This window comes from Modestobacter sp. DSM 44400, from assembly GCF_900107175.1.
Lineage (GTDB): Bacteria > Actinomycetota > Actinomycetes > Mycobacteriales > Geodermatophilaceae > Modestobacter.
Window position 1 is genome coordinate 219,221 of sequence record NZ_FNOZ01000001.1, and the last position, 18,179, is coordinate 237,399.

The 18,179-nt window shown below is 73.6% G+C and carries 14 protein-coding genes and 1 pseudogene; 4 read left to right on the forward strand and 11 right to left on the reverse strand.

Annotated elements, in window-relative coordinates; genetic code table 11:
- Positions 1-32: 32 nt before the first annotated feature.
- The 4 genes and pseudogenes from BLW04_RS29430 to upp form a co-directional block, all read right to left on the reverse strand.
- Positions 33-353, reverse strand: a pseudogene (locus tag BLW04_RS29430) (phosphatase domain-containing protein); the annotation flags it as partial.
- Positions 354-431: 78 nt separating this feature from the next.
- A complete protein-coding gene (locus BLW04_RS01060; RefSeq protein ID WP_091536225.1) occupies positions 432-2,696 on the reverse strand; it encodes an FUSC family protein in 2,265 nt (754 codons plus the stop codon).
- 226 nt (positions 2,697-2,922) lie between these two features.
- Positions 2,923-4,254 carry a DUF2254 domain-containing protein gene (locus tag BLW04_RS01065; protein ID WP_175483846.1) on the reverse strand — a complete coding sequence of 444 codons (1,332 nt, stop codon included), beginning with the start codon at positions 4,252-4,254 and terminating at the stop codon, positions 2,923-2,925.
- 80 nt (positions 4,255-4,334) lie between these two features.
- Positions 4,335-4,958, reverse strand: coding sequence for a uracil phosphoribosyltransferase (gene upp / locus BLW04_RS01070; RefSeq protein WP_091536230.1), 624 nt, complete (start codon positions 4,956-4,958; stop codon positions 4,335-4,337).
- Between the two features lie 142 nt (positions 4,959-5,100).
- On the opposite strand from upp, the gene deoC reads away from it, so the two are divergent.
- The 4 genes from deoC (at position 5,101) to BLW04_RS01090 (ending at position 10,192) form a co-directional block, all read left to right on the forward strand.
- Positions 5,101-6,114 carry a deoxyribose-phosphate aldolase gene (deoC, locus tag BLW04_RS01075; RefSeq protein ID WP_175483847.1) on the forward strand — a complete coding sequence of 338 codons (1,014 nt, stop codon included), beginning with the start codon at positions 5,101-5,103 and terminating at the stop codon, positions 6,112-6,114.
- A 1-nt stretch (position 6,115) separates the two neighbouring features.
- On the forward strand, positions 6,116-7,561 hold the full coding sequence (locus BLW04_RS01080) for an aldehyde dehydrogenase family protein (RefSeq protein WP_091536233.1): 1,446 nt from the start codon (positions 6,116-6,118) through the stop codon (positions 7,559-7,561).
- 119 nt (positions 7,562-7,680) lie between these two features.
- Positions 7,681-8,550, forward strand: a complete 870-nt coding sequence (locus tag BLW04_RS01085) for an aldehyde dehydrogenase family protein (RefSeq protein ID WP_091536237.1) — start codon at positions 7,681-7,683, stop codon at positions 8,548-8,550.
- A gap of 160 nt (positions 8,551-8,710) precedes the next feature.
- Positions 8,711-10,192, forward strand: coding sequence for a hypothetical protein (locus BLW04_RS01090; protein WP_091536239.1), 1,482 nt, complete (start codon positions 8,711-8,713; stop codon positions 10,190-10,192).
- 292 nt (positions 10,193-10,484) lie between these two features.
- Here BLW04_RS01090 and BLW04_RS01095 read toward each other — a convergent pair whose 3' ends face one another.
- The 7 genes from BLW04_RS01095 to BLW04_RS01125 form a co-directional block, all read right to left on the reverse strand.
- Entirely contained in the window at positions 10,485-12,185 is a 1,701-nt protein-coding gene (locus BLW04_RS01095; protein WP_091536242.1) for a DEAD/DEAH box helicase, read from the reverse strand.
- A 345-nt stretch (positions 12,186-12,530) separates the two neighbouring features.
- On the reverse strand, positions 12,531-13,274 hold the full coding sequence (locus BLW04_RS01100) for an MgtC/SapB family protein (protein ID WP_091536244.1): 744 nt from the start codon (positions 13,272-13,274) through the stop codon (positions 12,531-12,533).
- Between the two features lie 5 nt (positions 13,275-13,279).
- Positions 13,280-14,353: an adenosine deaminase gene (locus BLW04_RS01105; protein WP_091536247.1), complete on the reverse strand. Its 1,074-nt coding sequence runs from the start codon at positions 14,351-14,353 to the stop codon at positions 13,280-13,282.
- 151 nt (positions 14,354-14,504) lie between these two features.
- Positions 14,505-15,329 (reverse strand): ABC transporter permease, encoded by an 825-nt coding sequence (locus tag BLW04_RS01110; protein WP_091536249.1) that lies wholly within the window; start codon positions 15,327-15,329, stop codon positions 14,505-14,507.
- Positions 15,330-15,409: 80 nt separating this feature from the next.
- Positions 15,410-16,315: an ABC transporter ATP-binding protein gene (locus tag BLW04_RS01115; protein WP_254780928.1), complete on the reverse strand. Its 906-nt coding sequence runs from the start codon at positions 16,313-16,315 to the stop codon at positions 15,410-15,412.
- Between the two features lie 167 nt (positions 16,316-16,482).
- Positions 16,483-17,766, reverse strand: a complete 1,284-nt coding sequence (locus BLW04_RS01120) for a thymidine phosphorylase (protein WP_091536251.1) — start codon at positions 17,764-17,766, stop codon at positions 16,483-16,485.
- Complete coding sequence (locus tag BLW04_RS01125) at positions 17,763-18,179, reverse strand: cytidine deaminase (protein ID WP_091536253.1); 417 nt, start codon at positions 18,177-18,179, stop codon at positions 17,763-17,765. Before BLW04_RS01125 ends, BLW04_RS01120 begins: the two co-directional genes overlap by 4 nt.

Consider the following 18,179-nt stretch of genomic DNA (forward strand, 5'->3'; position numbering starts at 1 on the left):
GCAGCACCCGGCGCCGGCGTCTCGACGGTTCCCCGGGGATACCCGTCGCGGCGCAGCGCCTTCCTGATCGGACCGGCGAGCCGGCGCGGAGCGGTGGTGAGGTACACCACCGGCGCGTCCGGCGCGGCGTCGACCACCGCGACCAGGACGGCGGCCATGCCCAGCACCGAACGCAGGTCGCTGCGGTCGCGGCGGACCAACCGCCGCGCGGCACGCAGCGGATGGCGCAGCGCGGTCAACCCGAAGAGCCCGTCGACGTCACAGACGACACCCCAACGGGTCGAGGCCGCGCCGGGCGCCGGGTCGTCGGCGGGACCCCCGGCCGGCTCCCTCGCAGACCCGTTGCGCACCACCGAGGCAACCTATGCCAGTGCGCGGTCGCCGGCACGGCCGGCCGGGCCGGCCGGCTCAGCCAGGCCCGGGCGACGACGTCACCGCACACCCTCCAGCGGCTGAGCCCGCGCCCCACGGTCGGTGGCCAGGCCACACACGGCCTGGTCGATGGCCCGCAGCTGCCGGCCGATCGCCGCCAGACCGTGTCGGTCGGACTCGCGCGCCGTGTCGACGTTCCGGTCCAGCGCATCCAGCGCAGCGTCGGCGGGGTGCACCAGGACTCCGGCCAGCCCCTCGTCGACCGCCCGCGCGACGGTGTCCACGTTGTCGCGGACGCCCTGGACGGCGCTTCCGAGCGCGCGGCACAGGTCGGGGTCCGCGGCGGCTGATCCCGCTGCGGTGTCGGCGACGCGGGCCAGCACCCGGGCGTGGTGTTCGCACGCGCCGAGGACACGCAGCGTCCGCCGGTACCCGGACCTGTTGGCCAGTCCGGCCAGGCCCTCGGTGAGCGGCTTGGCGGTGGACTTCAGGGAGTCGAAGCTCTCCCGGAGTGCACTCGCCTCCGCTTGCGCGCTGCTCCCCGTGGTCCGCTGCCCGGTCAACGTCGTCGTGAGGTGCTCGAGCAGCTCACCCAGATCGGTGAGGAACTCCCCGGCGCCGCGGCGGACGGCGCCGCGGGTGCTGCTCGGGAACACCAGGAAGGACACCAGGACGCCGATCGCCGCCCCCGCCGCGGTCTCTTCCAGCCGCACCAGCAGCAACTCGACGCTGAACTGCCCCAGCAGCCCGTACAACAGAGCCAGCATGGCGGTAATGAAGAAGATCATCCAGCCGGACGAGATCCGCATCAGATAGAACCCGAGGAAGACGCTCAGCACGATCAGCACGAGCGCGGCCACCGTGTTGCCCCCGACAAGAGCGGCGACCACCACCCCCGCGCCGACGCCGGCCAACGTGCCGAGCACCCGCTGCCAACCCTTGCTCAGGGTCTCGCCGCGGGTGGAGGCGCCGGTGAAGACGACGAACGCGGCGATGGCCGCCCAGAACCACCGGGTGGAGGAAATCAGCTCGCCGACCGCGATGGCCAGCGCGGCGGCCAGTCCGACCTGGACGGCCTGTCGGGCGGTGTCCGCCCACCGACCTGGAGGTAGGTCGTCGTCCCCGGTGTCCCCGTCCCCCGTGGCCCCGCCCTCGACCCGGTCGACGGGCCCGTCGGGGATGGAGTCGTCGTGATGTGCGGCCGCGTCGGCGGGTCGTGGGTCCATGACCTGGAGCCAGCCGGTGACCGTGACCTGCAGAGCGCACACCAGCCGGTCGACCTGTTCGACGGACTGTCCACCACGAACCCGGGGGGCGCCCGCGGAGGAGGCAGCGGCCAGCACGCCCACGCGCGCGGCCGAGCGGGCGCCGGTCCCCTCCTGCAGGACGCCGCCGGCGCGGTCCAGCGCGGCGACGATCGCTTCCCGGATGTGCGCCGGCAGCTCCGCGACGCGGACGTGCGCAGCCACCGTCACCAGGTGCTCGACGCTGAGCTGGAGGTCGAAGACCCGCACGCTGAGCTCATCGTTGTCGATGCCCTCGAGCAGCCGTTCCTCGGCGGAGTCCAGCCGTTGCTCGACCAGGCGGGCGGTCTCGCCGCACCCGGCCAGCCGGCTCTGCAGCCGGCCGGCCCGCCGCGACTCGGCAGTGCTCCCGTCGCACTCCCGGCTCAGCGCCTCAAGCACCGATCCGGCCCGGACCCCCAGCGCGGAGAGCATCCGGCGCAGGTCACGGTCGGGATGGCGCGGTCGCAGCAGGAACCCCACCCCGACGCTCACCAGGGCTCCCACCGCTGCCGACACGATCGCGACGGGGAGTTGCCCGACGGTCACCTGGACGAACAGGGCCAGGAAGTAGGCGATGAAGCCGATCATCCCCATCGCCAGGCCTCGGGGCCCAAGCAGGCGCAGGAACACCGCACCGATCGAGACAGCGACGAACCCCACGTCGGCGATCACCGGCCACGGGCTCAGCTCGGTGGCCAGGCCGGCCGATGCTGCCGCGCAGGGCACCAGCAGCGCAATGGTCGCTGCTCGCCTATTCGGCGTCGGCTCGTTGACCGCTATGGACGCGATCATGGCGACCAGCACCCCCAGCACGGCGGAGGTGACGGGCTGGCCCCACACGGTCACCAGCCCGTACAGCAGCCCCAGCGCAACGAGGAGGCTCCCCACGGTCGTGCCGGCCGACCGGAGCCGCTCCAGGCCCGGATCCGACGCCGTGACGACCGTCCACAGTCGCCTCGCCAGGCGACCTCGCGGACCCCGGACAACGGGCAGGTCACTGCCGGCGGCCGCACGCCCGGCCAACTGCTCGCTGCCCATCCACCCCGACCTTTGCCCTCCGTCGGACGCACGTCCGGACGCCGGTGTTTCTCGCCGTCCCGCGGCCGAGGACCTTGCCGCACCTGCAGCAGACGACGATCGCCAAGTCGACGTCCGAACTCTCCTAGTTCGGCGCCGCACCGGCGAGCCGAAGGCGGCCAGGCGGAGGTGGACGCGGTGGTCGACGTGCCCACCGCGCAGTGGGGTCCCGCCGGGTGCCTGACTGTCAGTCGTTGACCGATGCCCAGCGGCCGACGAGAGCGTCGTCGACCGCAGCGTTCCAGCGACGCACGTCCTCAGACGTGCGGCCGGGGGGCGGATCGTCCAGCCACTGCGCGACCATCAGGTCCCGCTGGTGACGGACGGCGCGGCGTTGGTCGCTGGTGCGGCACCGCCAGCCGACCTCCGCCAACAGCGCGAACAAGCGGGCGACGGCGGCGCTTTCCGCGTGGCCGTAGTGCCGGATCTGGGTGACGGCCAGGTCCAGCAGCGCCGGAAAGTCCCACGCCGGAACCGCCAGCCGCTGGGTGCCGTCCTCGTCGCACCGCAGCCGGTGTTCGACGTCTCGGGTGGCCGCCTCACCCACCAGGGCGGAGATGTGCGACAGGGCGTGGACGGCAGTCGTGGGATCGTTGATCCCTGGGGACAGTGACCGCACGGCGATGTCCACCAGCTTGCGCAGTCCGTTGCTCGGGCCCGCGGTGTCCGCACGCTCGTAGTGCACGACGAGCGCGCTCGCCAGCGCGTCCTCGAGGTCGTCGACGGGAAGGTCGCGCGCGGCGTCGTCGGTCCATGCCCACCCCACCGGCGTCCCCGCCACGACCGGGTCCCCGTGGCGCCGGTCCAACCGCAGGACCGCGCCCGCGTCGGCCAGGGTCTCCAACAGCCGCTGCTCCCGGACGTCGACGAGGAAGCCACCCTTCCGGAAGCACACCGGGCGGGCATATGGCGGAACGGCCGGCAACCTCCGCTCGGGCAGCCCGTCCTCGGATCTCTCGTCCAGGCGGCCCAGCGCCGCGCCCGCCTCCTTGTGGACGTCGCGCATCATCGTCTCGACGCGCAGCTGCCTGGTCTGGTGGCTGAGGAAGGTCACCAGTGCCGCGACCCCGCCGAGGGCCAGCACGAAGGCGACACTCACCGACAGCCGGGGGACGAAGGCACCGGCGCCGGACTCATCCGCCGACCGGACGGTGCGCAGCACGATCAGGGCGTAGACGAAGGTGGCGAGCAGCTCCCCCAGACAGACCTGGACGACCCGGTCACGGACGAAGGTCTGCAGCAGGCGCGGGGAGTACTGGCTGCTGGCCAGCTGCAGCGTCACGATGGTGAGGGAGAACAGCAGCGTCGTCACCGAGATCAGCGAGGTGGCAATCGCCGACAGCACGGTACGTGCGGCGCCGGGACCGCCACCGAAAACCAACGCCAGCGACTCCCGCCCGCCGCGCTGGAGCGCCTCGTCCACGTGCGGGAGCAGGACGGCGAGCCCGACGGCCAGCAAAATCACGATCGTCGGGAGCGGCCACAGTGTGCCCGTGAGGGCGTTGCGGACCGACGTCAACAGACCACTATGCGGCCGCGAGCTGCTCGCCATCCCGCCTCCCCGCATCGTGCGCTGAATTCTCGTCGGCGCCGCTCAGCTCAGACCGCCCCGAACTGGCGGTCACCGGCGTCGCCGAGACCGGGGACAATGTAGGCGGACTCGTTGAGCCGCTCGTCGACGCTGGCGGTGAACACCCGCAGCGGCAGGCCGCTCTCCTCGAGCCGGCGCAGCCCCTCCGGGGCGGCGAGGGCGCAGAGCACGGTGATGTCGGTGGCGCCGCGGGCAGTGAGCAGGCCACAGCAGTGCACCAGTGAGCCGCCGGTGGCCAGCATGGGGTCGAGCACGAAGACCTGCCGGTCGACCAGCGACTCCGGCAGCGAGGCCATGTAGGCCTCCGGCTGGAAGGTCACCTCGTTACGGGCCAGGCCGACGAAGCCCATCTGCGACTCGGGCAGCATCCCATGAGCGGTGTCGGCCATGCCGAGCCCGGCGCGCAGTACCGGGACGATCAGCGGCGGCGCCGCCAGCCGGTAGCCGATCGTGTCGGTGACCGGGGTCGTGATCGGCTCCTCGGCGACCGAGAGGGCGCGGGTCGCCTCGTAGACCAGCATCTGGGTGAGCTCCCGCAGCGCGGCACGGAAGGTGGCGTTGTCGGTGCGCTCGTCGCGCATCCGCGACAGTCGGGCGCGGGCGAGCGGGTGGTCGACGACGGTCAGCTGCACGGGCTGGACGGTATCCGGCCGCGGCCCCCGAGGGGTTGAGCCGGGCAACCGACCGGTGAGCCGGATCGTGAGCCGGCTTGCCGGTCGGTGCGGTGGCTCACCCTCGGCCGAGCACGGGCCCCGGCAGTGAAGAATGCCGGGCATGACCCATGTGCTCGACCCCGACGCGCTCTCACGCGAGGGCCGGCCGCTCCCCGAGCCCCTGGAGCCGTTCTCCGACGTGACCCGCTCGGACGCCGCCTTCCGCGCGTTCCTGCACGGGTTGCCCGGTGTCGACCAGGTTGGCGCAGAGGCCCGCACGAACGTGCTGGGCACCCGGTCGATCAAGACCACGGCGAAGGCGTGGGCGATCGACACCGCCATCTCGATGGTCGACCTGACGACGCTGGAGGGCTCGGACACCCCGGGCAAGGTCCGCTCGCTGGCCGCCAAGGCCCGCCGTCCCGACCCCGAGGACCTGACCTGCCCGTCGGTCGCCGCGGTCTGCGTCTACGGCGACCTGGCCGGCGTCGCCAAGGAGGCGCTGGCCGGAACCGGGATCCACACCGCCGCGGTCGCCACCGCCTTCCCGTCCGGCCGGGCCAGCCGGGCGGTCAAGCTCGCCGACGTCCGGGACGCCGTGGCGGGCGGTGCCGACGAGATCGACATGGTCATCGACCGCGGCGCCTTCCTCGCCGGCCGCTACCTCGACGTCTTCGAGGAGATCGTGGCGGTCAAGGAGGCCTGCAGGCGTCCGGGCGGACAGGGCAGAGCGCACCTCAAGGTCATCCTGGAGACCGGCGAGCTGGTCACTCTGGACAACGTGCGACGCGCCTCCTGGCTGGCGATGCTGGCCGGCGGGAACTTCATCAAGACCTCCACCGGCAAGATCTCCCCGGCCGCCACGCTGCCGGTCTGCCTGGTGATGCTGAAGGCGGTCCGCGACTTCCGCACCGCCACCGGCCACCAGGTCGGGGTCAAGCCCGCCGGCGGCATCCGGACGACGAAGGACGCCGTCAAGCACCTGGTGATGATCAACGAGACCGTCGGCGCGGACTGGCTGTCGCCCGACTGGTTCCGGTTCGGCGCCTCCAGCCTGCTCAACGACCTGCTCCTGCAGCGGCAGAAGCTCCGCACCGGGCACTACTCGGGCCCTGACCATGTGAGTGTGGACTGAGATGACCAGCCTGTTCGAGTACGCCCCCGCCCTCGAGTCCCGCTCGATCGTCGACCTCCGGCCCAGCTACGGGCTGTTCATCGACGGCGAGTTCACCGAGGGCACCGGCACCCCGCTCAAGACGCTGAACCCGGCCACCGAGGAGGTGCTCGCCGAGGTCGCGACCGGCAGCGACGCCGACGTCGACCGGGCGGTGCACGCGGCCCGTCGCGCCTTCACCCGGGTCTGGGGCCCGATGCGCCCGGCCGACCGCGGCAAGTACCTGTTCCGGATCGCCCGGCTGCTGCAGGAGCGCGCCCGGGAGTTCGCCGTCCTGGAGAGCCTGGACAACGGCAAGCCGATCCGGGAGTCCCGCGACGTCGACGTCCCGCTGGCCGCTGCGCACTTCTTCTACCACGCGGGCTGGGCCGACAAGCTCGAGCACGCGGGCCTGGGCCCGGCACCGCGCCCGCTGGGCGTCGCCGGTCAGGTCATCCCGTGGAACTTCCCGCTGATGATGCTGGCCTGGAAGATCGCCCCGGCGCTGGCCACCGGCAACACCGTCGTCCTCAAGCCGGCCGAGACCACCCCGCTGACCGCCCTGCTGTTCGCCGAGGTCTGCCAGCAGGCCGACCTGCCCCCGGGCGTGGTCAACATCGTGACCGGCGCCGGGGAGACCGGCCGGGCCGTCGTCGCCCACCCCGACGTCGACAAGGTCGCCTTCACCGGCTCGACGGAGGTCGGTCAGTCGATCGCCCGCGCGGTCGCCGGCACGGGCAAGCGGCTGACCCTGGAGCTGGGCGGCAAGGCGGCGAACATCGTCTTCGACGACGCCCCGGTCGACCAGGCCGTCGAGGGCATCGTGCGTGGCATCTTCTTCAACCAGGGCCACGTCTGCTGCGCCGGGTCGCGGCTACTGGTGCAGGAGTCGGTGCACGACGAGGTGGTCGCCTCGCTGCAGCGGCGGATCGGCACGCTGCGGGTCGGCGACCCGCTGGACAAGAACACCGACCTGGGCGCGATCAACAGCGCCGAGCAGCTCGCCCGGATCCGTGCGCTGTCCGACGTCGGCGAGGCCGAGGGGGCGCAGCGCTGGCAGCCCGAGGGCGACCTCCCGACCCGCGGGTACTGGTTCAAGCCGACGGTGTTCACCGACGTCTCCCCCGCCCACCGGATCGCCCGGGACGAGGTGTTCGGCCCGGTGCTGTCGGTGCTGACCTTCCGCACCCCCGACGAGGCGGTGGCCAAGGCGAACAACACCAGCTACGGGCTGTCGGCCGGTGTCTGGTCGGAGAAGGGCTCGCGGATCCTGGCGATCACCAACAAGCTGCGCGCCGGCGTCGTCTGGGCCAACACCTTCAACGAGTTCGACCCCACCTCGCCCTTCGGTGGCTACAAGCAGTCCGGCTACGGCCGCGAGGGCGGCCGCCAGGGCCTGGCTGCCTACCTCCGCTCGGCGACCTCATGACCGGCACGACGATGTGGACCCGACGCGGGGGCCGGAGGCTCCCCGTCGGGGGCGCAAGCAGCAGTACCCCGCAGGTGCGGGCACCAGAATTGGCCGCGATCGGAGTCCGGAGGACGACCATGAACGCAGACCGGCTGACCGTGCGGAAGACCTACAAGCTGTACCTGGGCGGCGCGTTTCCCCGCTCGGAATCCGGGCGCACCTACGAGGTGACCGACGCCAAGGGCCACTTCCTGGCCAACGCCGCGTGGGCCTCCCGTAAGGACGCCCGGGACGCCGTCGTCGCCGCCCGCGCCGCGTTCGGGAAGTGGTCGGGGGCCACCGCCTACAACCGCGGTCAGGTGCTCTACCGGGTCGCCGAGGTGATGGAGGGTCGCGCCGCGCAGTTCGCCGAGGAGGTCGCCGCCGGCGAGGGGCTGTCGGCCACCCGGGCACGCGCCGCCGTGGACGCCGCCATCGACCGGTGGGTCTGGTACGCGGGCTGGACCGACAAGCTGGCCGCCGTGCTGGGCAGCAGCAACCCGGTCGCCGGCCCGTACTTCGGCTTCTCGATGCCCGAGCCGACCGGGGTGGTCGCCGTCCTCGCGCCGCAGCGCAGTTCGCTGCTGGGCCTGGTCAGCGTGCTGGGCCCCGTGCTGGCCGGCGGCAACACCGCCGTGGTGATCTCCTCCAAGCAGTGCCCGCTGCCCGCGGTGACGCTGGGCGAGGTCCTGGCGACCTCCGACGTCCCCGGCGGCGTGGTGAACCTGCTGACCGGGGACGCCGCGGAGATCGGCCCGTGGCTGGCCGAGCACGCCGACGTTGACGGCATCGACCTGGCGGGCACGTCCGGTCCGCTGGCGATGGAGCTGGAGCGCTCCGCGGCCGGCACGGTCAAGCGGGTGCTGCGGGCGGCAGCCGAGGAGCCGGACTGGACCGCGGACCCCGGTCTGGCGCGGATGACACCGTTTCTCGAGACCAAGTCCGTGTGGCACCCGATGGGGGTCTGAACAAGGAGCCCTCCCTCCGAGGCCTTCGCACGCTCAGGCCACGACAGGGAGGGGCCACTCCCTGGATCCCCTCGCGGGCTCGGGGACGCCCTGGGAGGAGGCCGAAAACCGGGCCGATACCGGCCTGCGGGCACCCAGGTGCATCGGGCAGGATCGTCCCGTGGCCAGGCCCAGCATCGTCCCCATCGCCCTTACCCTCGACGACCGCACGGGCTACACGCTCTGGGCGCCCCCATGGGAGGAGGACGGCGAGGAGTGGCAGGCGTTCCTCGGCAGCACGACCGAGGACGACGACGCGAATGACGACGACCCGGGCCCGGTCGCCCGGGTCCACCTCTTTCCCTCCCCCGCCGCGCTGGCCGCGTTCTGCCGGGTGAGCACCGACCACGACCTCGCCGACCATCCGGTCTGGCCGGTCGTCGCGACCCTGGGCGCCGCGGACCTCACCCCCGACGAGGACCACCGCTACGACCTCGACGGGGTCTACGACGTGGTCGCCGAGAACCCCGACCGGTGGGCCGTCGACGAGCTCGCCGCCGTCGTCGACATCGTCGGCCGGCTGGCCGAGTGCTGTGACACCAGTGGTTCCGACGACGACGAGGACAACGACGAGGACGAGGACGAGGACGAGGCCGACTTCGAGGCCGTGGCCGATCTCGTCGCCCGCCCGGAGTCCGCGGCGCTGAGTCTCGGCATCGACGCCTTCCTCGGCCGGACCGGCGAGGAGGCCTGGGCCGGCCTGGGCACCGCCGTGGACGAGCTGTGGGAAGACGTGCTCGAAGAGCTCAACGAGCACCTGGACTGGACCGGCGCGGGCACGGTGGCCGTCGAGGACTACCCGTCGGCGGCCCTGGAGGCCGAGGCGCACGCCGACCTGGGCGCGGAGGACGACGACGAGGACGACGACATCGAGCTCGTCGACGTCGCGGACACCGCCACCCCCGTCGCCCGCACCGGCGCCACCGCGCGCGGCGTCGAGCGGCCCGCCGCGGGCTCCACCGCCGCGGCGCCCGAGGACGCCGCCACCGTCGCCACCCGTGCCATCCGGGGCGGCAGCCAGCTGACCGCCACCCCGGCCGCGGTGGCCGCCGCGGCGGAGTTCTGGGAAGCCGTCGGCATCCTGCCGGTCGAGCTGGTGGTCCCGGAGGGCTCCGGGGTGACGTTGCGCTGCTACGTCGAGGACCGGGCCCGCTTCCTCGGCCGCGACGGCGAGCTCTTCCTCTTCCCCGACCCGGTGGCGCTGGCCCGCTTCTGCGCCGGCGACGAGGCACACGACCTGACCGAGATCGCGTCCTGGGCCGAGGTGGCCGACACGGACACGATGCCGCTGCCGGCCGACCAGGACCGCTACGACCTCAGCGGGCTGGGCGAGGTGCTCGGCGAGGTGGCCGACGGCGCCGGTGGGCTGATCGAGCACCGGGCGCTGCTCCAGCCGGTGGAGGGTGCCCGCGACGTCGCCGAGTACGCCGGGCTGACCCGGGTGGAGCAGCTGCTGACCGGCACCACCCCGCTGGGCCGGGCGATCGCCCGAAGCGAGGCTGAACCCGGCACGACGCTGCGCGCCGAGGACGCTGCCGTCCTGGCCGGCGCCTGGGACGAGGTCGTCACCGAGGTGGGGACGGCGCTGGTCTTCCGCGACTGAGAAAGGACCCCGCTGCCCCCACGCCTCGCGAGCTCGCGGTGGGACCCTGCAGCGGGCCGGCTGCCCCCACCCCCCACGAGCCCCGGTGGGACCCGGCAGCGGGGCCGGACACGCCGAACGGCCACCCCGGGAACGGCCAATGGCCGGCCCCCGCAGTGCGGGAGCCGGCCATTGCCGGTTCAGGCCCCGTCCCGAGTCCCACCCCGGGCTTGCGAGTGGAAGGACCCGCTCCACCCCACTCTCCTCGCAAGCTCGGAGCGGGACCGGGAGCAGGCCTGAGACGGGATCCTTTTCAGTAAGAGCGGGCGGGACGCGCAGGGCGACCGCCGGGGCGGTGCCCTTCGGCCTGGCCCCCGCGATAGCCGCCGGGGCGGCGGTCGCGGGAGTCCCCACCCGGGGTGCGATCCCGGTCGCCGTAGGAGCGCTCACCCTGCGGGCGGCCTCCGTACGAGCGATCGCGGTCGCCGAACGAGCGGTCACCGGCCGGACGATCCCGGTCGCCGTAGGAGCGCTCGCCCGAGGGGCGGTCTCCATACGTGCGATCGCGGTCGCCGGTCGGACGGCGCGGGCCACCGAACCCACCGGGACGGTCGCCGTCCCGGCGGGGACGTCGGCCACCGGGGCCACCTGATGAGGCCGGACGCCGGGACTCGCGCACGGGACGCTCGACCGGCTCGACGTGGACGCCACGGGCGACCAGCTCACCGATCGGGGCGTCACCGGGACGGATCCGGGTGACGGGGGTGTCGATGGCGGCCTGGCGGAACCGGCGCTTGGCCTGTCCCACCTGGTCGGGCAGCAGCAGGGAGACCACCACGCCACCGGCGCCGGCGCGGGCCGTGCGGCCCGAGCGGTGCAGGTAGGTCTTGTGGTCTGCCGGCGGGTCGTAGTGCAGGACCAGCGAGACGTCGTCGACGTGGATACCGCGGGCCGCGACGTCGGTGGCCACGAGCACCGGGCTGCGGGCGTCGGTGAACGCCTCCAGCGCGCGGCGGCGGGCCGCCTGCGGCAGACCGCCGTGGATCGGCTCGGCCTTGATGCCGACGGCCTGCAGGTTGTCGGCCAGCCGGTCGGCGCCGTGCTGGGTGCGCACGAAGATGAGCGTGCGGCCCGGGCGGGCGGCCAGCTGCTCGGTGACCTTCAGCCGGTCCGGGAAGGACACGCTGTAGGCCAGGTGCTCGGCCGGCGGGGCGGAGTCGGCGGCGGTGACCACCGAGTGCCGGGCCGGGTCCTTGAGGTAGCGGCGGACCAGGGAGTCGACCTCGCCGTCCAGCGTGGCCGAGAACAGCAGGCGCTGGCCGTCGGTTCGCGTCTGGTCGAGCAGCTCCTTGACCACCGGCAGGAAGCCGAGGTCGGACATGAAGTCGGCCTCGTCGATGACCGAGAGGCTGACCTCGGCCAGCGAGCACTCCCGCTGGTTGATCAGGTCCTGCAGCCGGCCGGGGGTGGCGATGACGACGTCGACGCCGCGCCGGAGCTGCTGGATCTGGCGGTACATCGAGGCGCCGCCGTAGACGGCGGCCAGCTGGACGCCGATCGACTGGCCGAGGGGGGCCAGGGCGTCGTGCACCTGCTGAGCGAGCTCGCGGGTCGGCACGAGGACCAGTCCGCGGGGGGCGCGGCGGCCGTGCTGCGGCTCGGCACCGAGGCGGGCCAGCAGCGGCAGGCCGAAGGCCAGGGTCTTGCCCGACCCGGTGGCCGCCTTGCCCAGCACGTCACGCCCGGCGAGGGCGTCGGGCAGCGCGACGGTCTGGATGGCGAACGGGTGGCTGATGCCCTTGCGCTCGAGCGCGGTGACCAGTGGCTGGGGCAGGCCCAGCTGGGCGAAGGAGGGGCCGGTCGGTGCTGCTGGCTCCGTGGGCAGCTCCGGAGCTGCGGTCTCCGGTGCGGTGGTCTCCGGGGTGAGAAGCTCCGCGACCGGGGTCTCGGGAGTGGTGTTCGAGGTGGTGCTGACGTCGACAGAGTCGAACGAGAAAGGGTCGATCAAGGGCATGCGGGGAAGATCTCCGATACAGATCGGCGCGCGTCCCGTGGTGATGCTGGTCGCCGGGTGCCCGGCGCCCTCACTGGTGATCGGCGGCGTCTGCAGTGACGCGTGATCTGCACGGATGCGCATGTACCCGGACAGGACCGCCCGGGAGGACGGCCGGCACTCGCCGGCACGATCAGGTTAGCAGCGCCGGGCCCCGATTGATTCCCGAGCCTGGGTGACCTGGCCCGCTCCGCGCTCGTCGGCCACCTCCCGGGGCCCGCCCCGAGCCTGCGAGGGGTGGGAGGAGTGGCTCCCTGCAGGGCCCCACCGCGAGCCTGCGAGCGGCGGGGGGCAGGGGGTCCTTGATCAATCGGCCTCCTCGTCGACGTCCGCCGCGGTGACCGCCAGCACCCCGTCGACGTCGGCCAGCCACGCGGCGAGGTCGGTGGCAGCCCCTCGGCCCTCCACGGTCAGCAGCACCGCCACCTGCCGCGGTCCGGTCGCGGCGTCGTCCTGCCGGCCCCGGTCCTGCTCCGGTGCGGCGGTCGACAGCTGCCGGACGGCGAAGCCCCGGCTGGTGCACACCGACAGCGCCCGGCGCAGCACGCCCTCGCCGTCCCGGTAGGTGAGCTGTACCTGGTGGATGCCCGGCAGCCGCTGCGACAGCCGGCGGGCCAGCGGGGTGAACAGGAACAAGATGACGAAGTGCCCGGCGGTGACCAGACCGGCCAGCAGCGGCAGGCCCGCACCGGCGGCCATGCCGACGGCGGCAGTCAGCCAGACGACCGCGGCGGTGGTCAGCCCGCGCACCGCGTCCCGCCGGACGAAGACCAGGCCACCGCCGATGAAGCCCAGCCCGGACACCACCTGCGCGGCCACCCGGGACGGGTCCTGACTGACGCCCGGGCCGGTCACGTCCGAGAAGCCGTACTTGCTGATCAGCATGAACAGCGCGGAGGCGAAGCCGACGATGGTCAGCGTGCGCAGCCCCGCGGCCTTCTGGCGGATCTCCCGCTCCAGGCCGATGAGGGCGGAGAGCGCGAAGGCCAGACCCAACTCGCCAACCTGGACCCAGCCCTGCCCGTAGGCGCCCGAGCCGAGCAGGTCCATGGCGGTCAGTCCCGCAGCGCGGCGAAGCCGGGGCGGACGACGTCGGCCAGCAGCCGGGCCCGGACGGCGTCCTCGGCGAACGCGCCGGCCAGGGCCCGCTCGGTGACCGTCTGCACGTCGTTCCAGCCCCAGCCGTGGGCAGCGGCGACGGCGGCGAGCTCGCTGGACGCCGACACCCCGCTCATCAGCCGGTTGTCGGTGTTGACGGTGACCGCGAAGCCCAGCCGGTGCAGCCGGCCGACCGGGTGCGCGGCCAGTGACGGGTAGGCGCCGGTCTGCACGTTGGACGACGGGGCGACCTCCAGCGTCACCTGCTCGTCGCGCACCCGTCGGGCGAGGTCGCCCAGCGGACCCTCCGGCGGCACCTCGTCGGCGATCCGGACGCCGTGCCCGAACCGCTCTGCGCGGGCGCCGTCCAGGGCTGCCCGGATCGACGCGATCCCGGCGGCCTCACCCGCGTGGACCGTGCGGTGCGCCCCGGTCCGGTCCAGCACGGCGATGGCCTCCGGGATGCGGTCGGGCGGGAAGCCGTCCTCGGGGCCGGCCAGGTCGAAGCCGACCACCCCGGCGTCGCGGTGCCGGACGACGGCCTCGGCCACCTCGACCCACCGGTCGGCCTGGCGCATGGCGCACAGCAGCGTGCCGACGACGATCGGCCGGCCGGCGGCCGCGGCCTCGGCGCTGCCGGCGGCGAACCCGTCAAGCATCGCCTCGATCGCGGTGTCCAGGGGCATGCTCGTGAGCAGCTCCGGGGCCATCCGGACCTCGGCGTAGACCACCCCGTCGGCCGCCAGGTCCAGCGCCGCCTCCCGGGCGACCCGCTGCACCGCCTCCGGGCGCTGCATCACCGCGACGCTGTGGGCAAAGGTCATCAGGTAACGCTCCAGCGACCCGGAGTCCGCGGCCTCCCGGAACCAGCGGCCGAGCCCGTCGGGGTCGCTGGTAGGCAGCCCCCGGTAGCCGACCTCGTCGGCCAGCTCGAGGACTGTCTGCGGCCGCAGCCCCCCGTCCAGGTGGTCGTGCAACAGCACCTTCGGGGCGCGGGCGAGGGTCTCGCGGGTCAACGGTGCGGCGGGCATTGAGCCATTACATCGCGACGCTCCCCACGGCCGCCCGCCAGGGCGTCCGGGTCCGAATCGCGGGGCCGGAGGCTCCCGACCTGGACCCGGGCAACGGCTCAACGCGTCAGGAGGGCGGCCTGGCCGCGGCGCGGCCCGGAGGGTCGCGATGTCATCGGTTCCCTCTGTCCTGCCAGGTGAACGTGCGCACGCAGAGCGCCAGGCCGACGACGCACCAGATGCCGAGCACCAGTGCCACCCGGCCGAGCTCCCAGCTGCCGGCCGGCTCGGAGGCGGCCAGGGCGTCGGGCAGGAAGACCGAGCGCAGGCCCTGCGCCATCCACTTGAGCGGGAAGATCGAGGCGACCGTCTGCAGCCAGGTCGGCACCTGGCTGAACTGGAAGAAGACCCCGGAGATGAACTGCAGGACCAGGGCCACCGGGGTGACCGTCGCCGACGCCGAGCGGCCGTTGCGGGCCAGGCTGGAGACCGCGATGCCCAGCAGCGTGGAGGCCGCCGAACCGAGCGCGGCCACCCAGGCGAAGGTGAGCCAGTCGGTGCCCGAGGGCAGGTCGATGCCGTAGAAGGCCACCCCGATCACCAGCAGGATCGCCACGAGCGCCACCGTGACGACGAAGACCTGCACGACCTTGCCGACGAAGTAGGCGCTCTTGGGCATCGGCGTGCCGGCCAGCCCCTTGAGGGTGCCGTCACTGCGCTCGGTGGCGATACCGATCGCCATGTTCTGCAGGCTGGCGCCCAGGATGCCGGCGGCGATGACCCCGGCCATGAAGTACTGGGTGAAGGAGACGCCGCTGCCCAGGTCGTAGTCGAGGACCGCGCCGAAGACCAGCAGCAGGATCACCGGGAACATCAGCGTGAAGACCACGGACTCCCGCTGCCGGAAGAACTCCTTGAGCTCCACCCCCGCCCGGGTGCGGCAGACGGCGGCGATCGAGGGCAGCGTCCGCCGGGGAGCGTCCACAACGGTCACCATGACATGCTCCCTCGCTCCGCTCGGCCGTTCGCTCCGCTCCTCGCTCGCCGGCGCTCGCCGGCGCTCGCTGCGATGCTCGCTCACTCCCGTGACTCGCCGATCATCCGCAGGTACACGTCTTCCAGGGTCGGGCGGGCGACCGCCAGGTCGGGCACCTCGCCGGGGAACCGGCCGGCCAGCTCCCGGACGAACGCCGTCGGGGTGGCCGTCTCCGCCGTCCGGCGGACGCCGTCCTCGGTCCACTGGACGACGGCCGGCGCTTGGCCGCGGCCACCGAGCTCTGCCGGGACGGCGACCTCCACCAGTCGGCCGCGGGCGATGACGCCGACCCGGTCGGCCAGCTCCTCGGCCTCGTCGAGGTAGTGGGTGGTCAGCAGCATCGTCGTTCCGAGGTCACGCAGGGAGCGGATCAGCGACCAGAACTGGCGGCGCGCCTCGGGGTCGAAGCCGGTGGTCGGCTCGTCGAGGAACAGCAGCCGGGGGCGGCCGACGATGCCCAGCGCCACGTCGAGGCGGCGGCGCTGGCCACCGGACAGCGTCCGGCCGCGGGACCCGGCCTTCTCGGTCAGCCCGACCAGTTCGAGGACCTCGGCGGGGTCCCGGGGGTCGGGGAAATAGGCGGCCTGGGCGCGCAGCAGCTCCAGGCAGGTCAGCTGGCTGTCGCCGGCGCCGGACTGCAGCACGATGCCCAGGTCGGCCTTCCACTGCCGGCCGCCGGTGGCCGGGTCGACGCCCAGCACCCGGACGTCCCCGCCGTCCCGGTCGCGGTAACCCTCCAGGACCTCCACGGTGGTGGTCTTGCCCGCGCCGTTGGGGCCCAGCAGGGCGAAGATCTCGCCGCGGCGGATGTCCAGGTCGAGGCCGGCGACGGCGGTGCTCTCGCCGTAGCGCTTCACCAGCCCGCGGATCGAGATCGCGGCGTCGGGATCCAGCGGGGTCGCGGGTCGCACGTCTCCGGGCGCGGTCGCGGCGGGCGTTCGGGTCACGGACGGATAGTGTGCTCCATGACCCTGTGACGAGGTGCGAGTGGAGTGCCACGGCGCCAGATGGCCCCCTCCAGGGCGTGCCCGAAGCCCCGATGGCCCCTCCAGGGCGTCCCCGAGCCTGCGAGGGGATCCAGAAGGGCGGCCTTCCTCCAGGAAGGGGTCCTTCCTCAGCCGGTGATGCGGTCCAGCACCAGCGGCAGCGGCGTGTCGCCGGTGTCCACGCCGATCGCCCCCTCCAGCGCCTCCAGGGCGCGCGGGATGCGGCCGGCGTCGTCGGTCTGCAACTCCAGCAGCGGCTGACCGGCGGTGACCTGCTCCCCCACTCCGGCGGTCCACACCACCCCGGCCGCGGCCGACACCGGGTCCTCCTTGCGCGCCCGCCCCGCGCCCAGCCGCCAGGCAGCCACGCCCAGGGCGTAGGCGTCCAGGCGGGTAAGGGTGCCGCTGGCCGGGGCGGTGACCACGTGCCGCTCGGCCGGCTGCGGGAGCGCGGCGTCGGGGTCGCCGCCCTGCGCCGCGATCATGCGCCGCCAGACGTCCATGGCGCGGCCGTCGGCGAGCGCGTCGGCCGGGTCGACGTCCTCGCGCCCGGCGCCGGCGAGCATCTCCCGGGCCAGCGCGAGGGTCAGCTCCACCACGTCGGCGGGCCCCCCGCCGGCGAGCACCTCGACGGACTCGGCGACCTCGACGGCGTTGCCCGCGGCCCGGCCCAGCGGGCGGTCCATGGCGGTGACCAGGGCGACGGTGCGGACGCCGGCCGCCCGGCCGAGACCGACCATGGTGCGGGCCAGGGTGCGGGCGTCGTCCGGGTCGCGCATGAACGCCCCCGACCCGGTCTTGACGTCCAGCACCAGGGCGTCGGCGCCCTCGGCGATCTTCTTGCTCATGATCGAGCTGGCGATCAGCGGGATCGACTCGACGGTGCCGGTGACGTCGCGCAGCGCGTAGAGCGCCTTGTCCGCCGGGGCCAGATCGTTGCCGGCCGCGCAGATGACCGCGCCGACATCCCGCAGCTGCGCCAGGTACTCGGCGTCGGACACGTCGGCCAGCCAGCCGGGGACCGACTCCAGCTTGTCCAGCGTGCCGCCGGTGTGGCCCAGCCCCCGGCCGGACAGCTGCGGGACCGCGACGCCGCAGGCGGCGACCAGCGGCGCGAGCGGCAGCGTGATCTTGTCGCCGACACCGCCGGTAGAGTGCTTGTCGGCGGTCGGCCGGCCCAGCGCCGAGAGGTCCTTACGGACGCCGGAGTCGATCATCGCCTGGGTCCAGACGGCCAGCTCGTCGTCGTCCATGCCGCGGAAGAAGACCGCCATGAGCAGCGCGCTCATCTGCTCGTCGGGCACCACCCGGTCGGTGTATGCGCCGATCACCCAGCGGATCTGGTCGGCGGTCAGCCGGGCGCCGTCCCGCTTGGCCCGGATGACGTCGATCGCGTCGAACCGGCTGCTCATGAGCGGGCCGCCGCGGCGACCAGGTCGTCGGGGCCGAAGGCATCGGGCAGCACCTCGCGCATCGGCACGATGCCCAGCGACACGGTCTCGATCAGCATCTCCGCGCCGCCGTGCTCCCAGAGCAGCTGCCGGCACCGTCCGCAGGGCATCAGCGGCTGGCCGTCACTGCCGACGCAGGCGACCGCGACCAGCCGGCCCCCGCCGCTGCGCACCAGGTCGCTGACCATGCCGCACTCGGCGCACAGAGCCAGCCCGTAGGAGGCGTTCTCCACGTTGCAGCCGGTGACGACCCGGCCGTCGTCCACGAGCCCGGCCACGCCCACCGGGAAATGCGAGTACGGCGCATAGGCGTGCGTCATCGCTTTCCGAGCGGCCGCCCGCAGGGCGTCCCAGTCCAGGTCGGGAACCGGCAT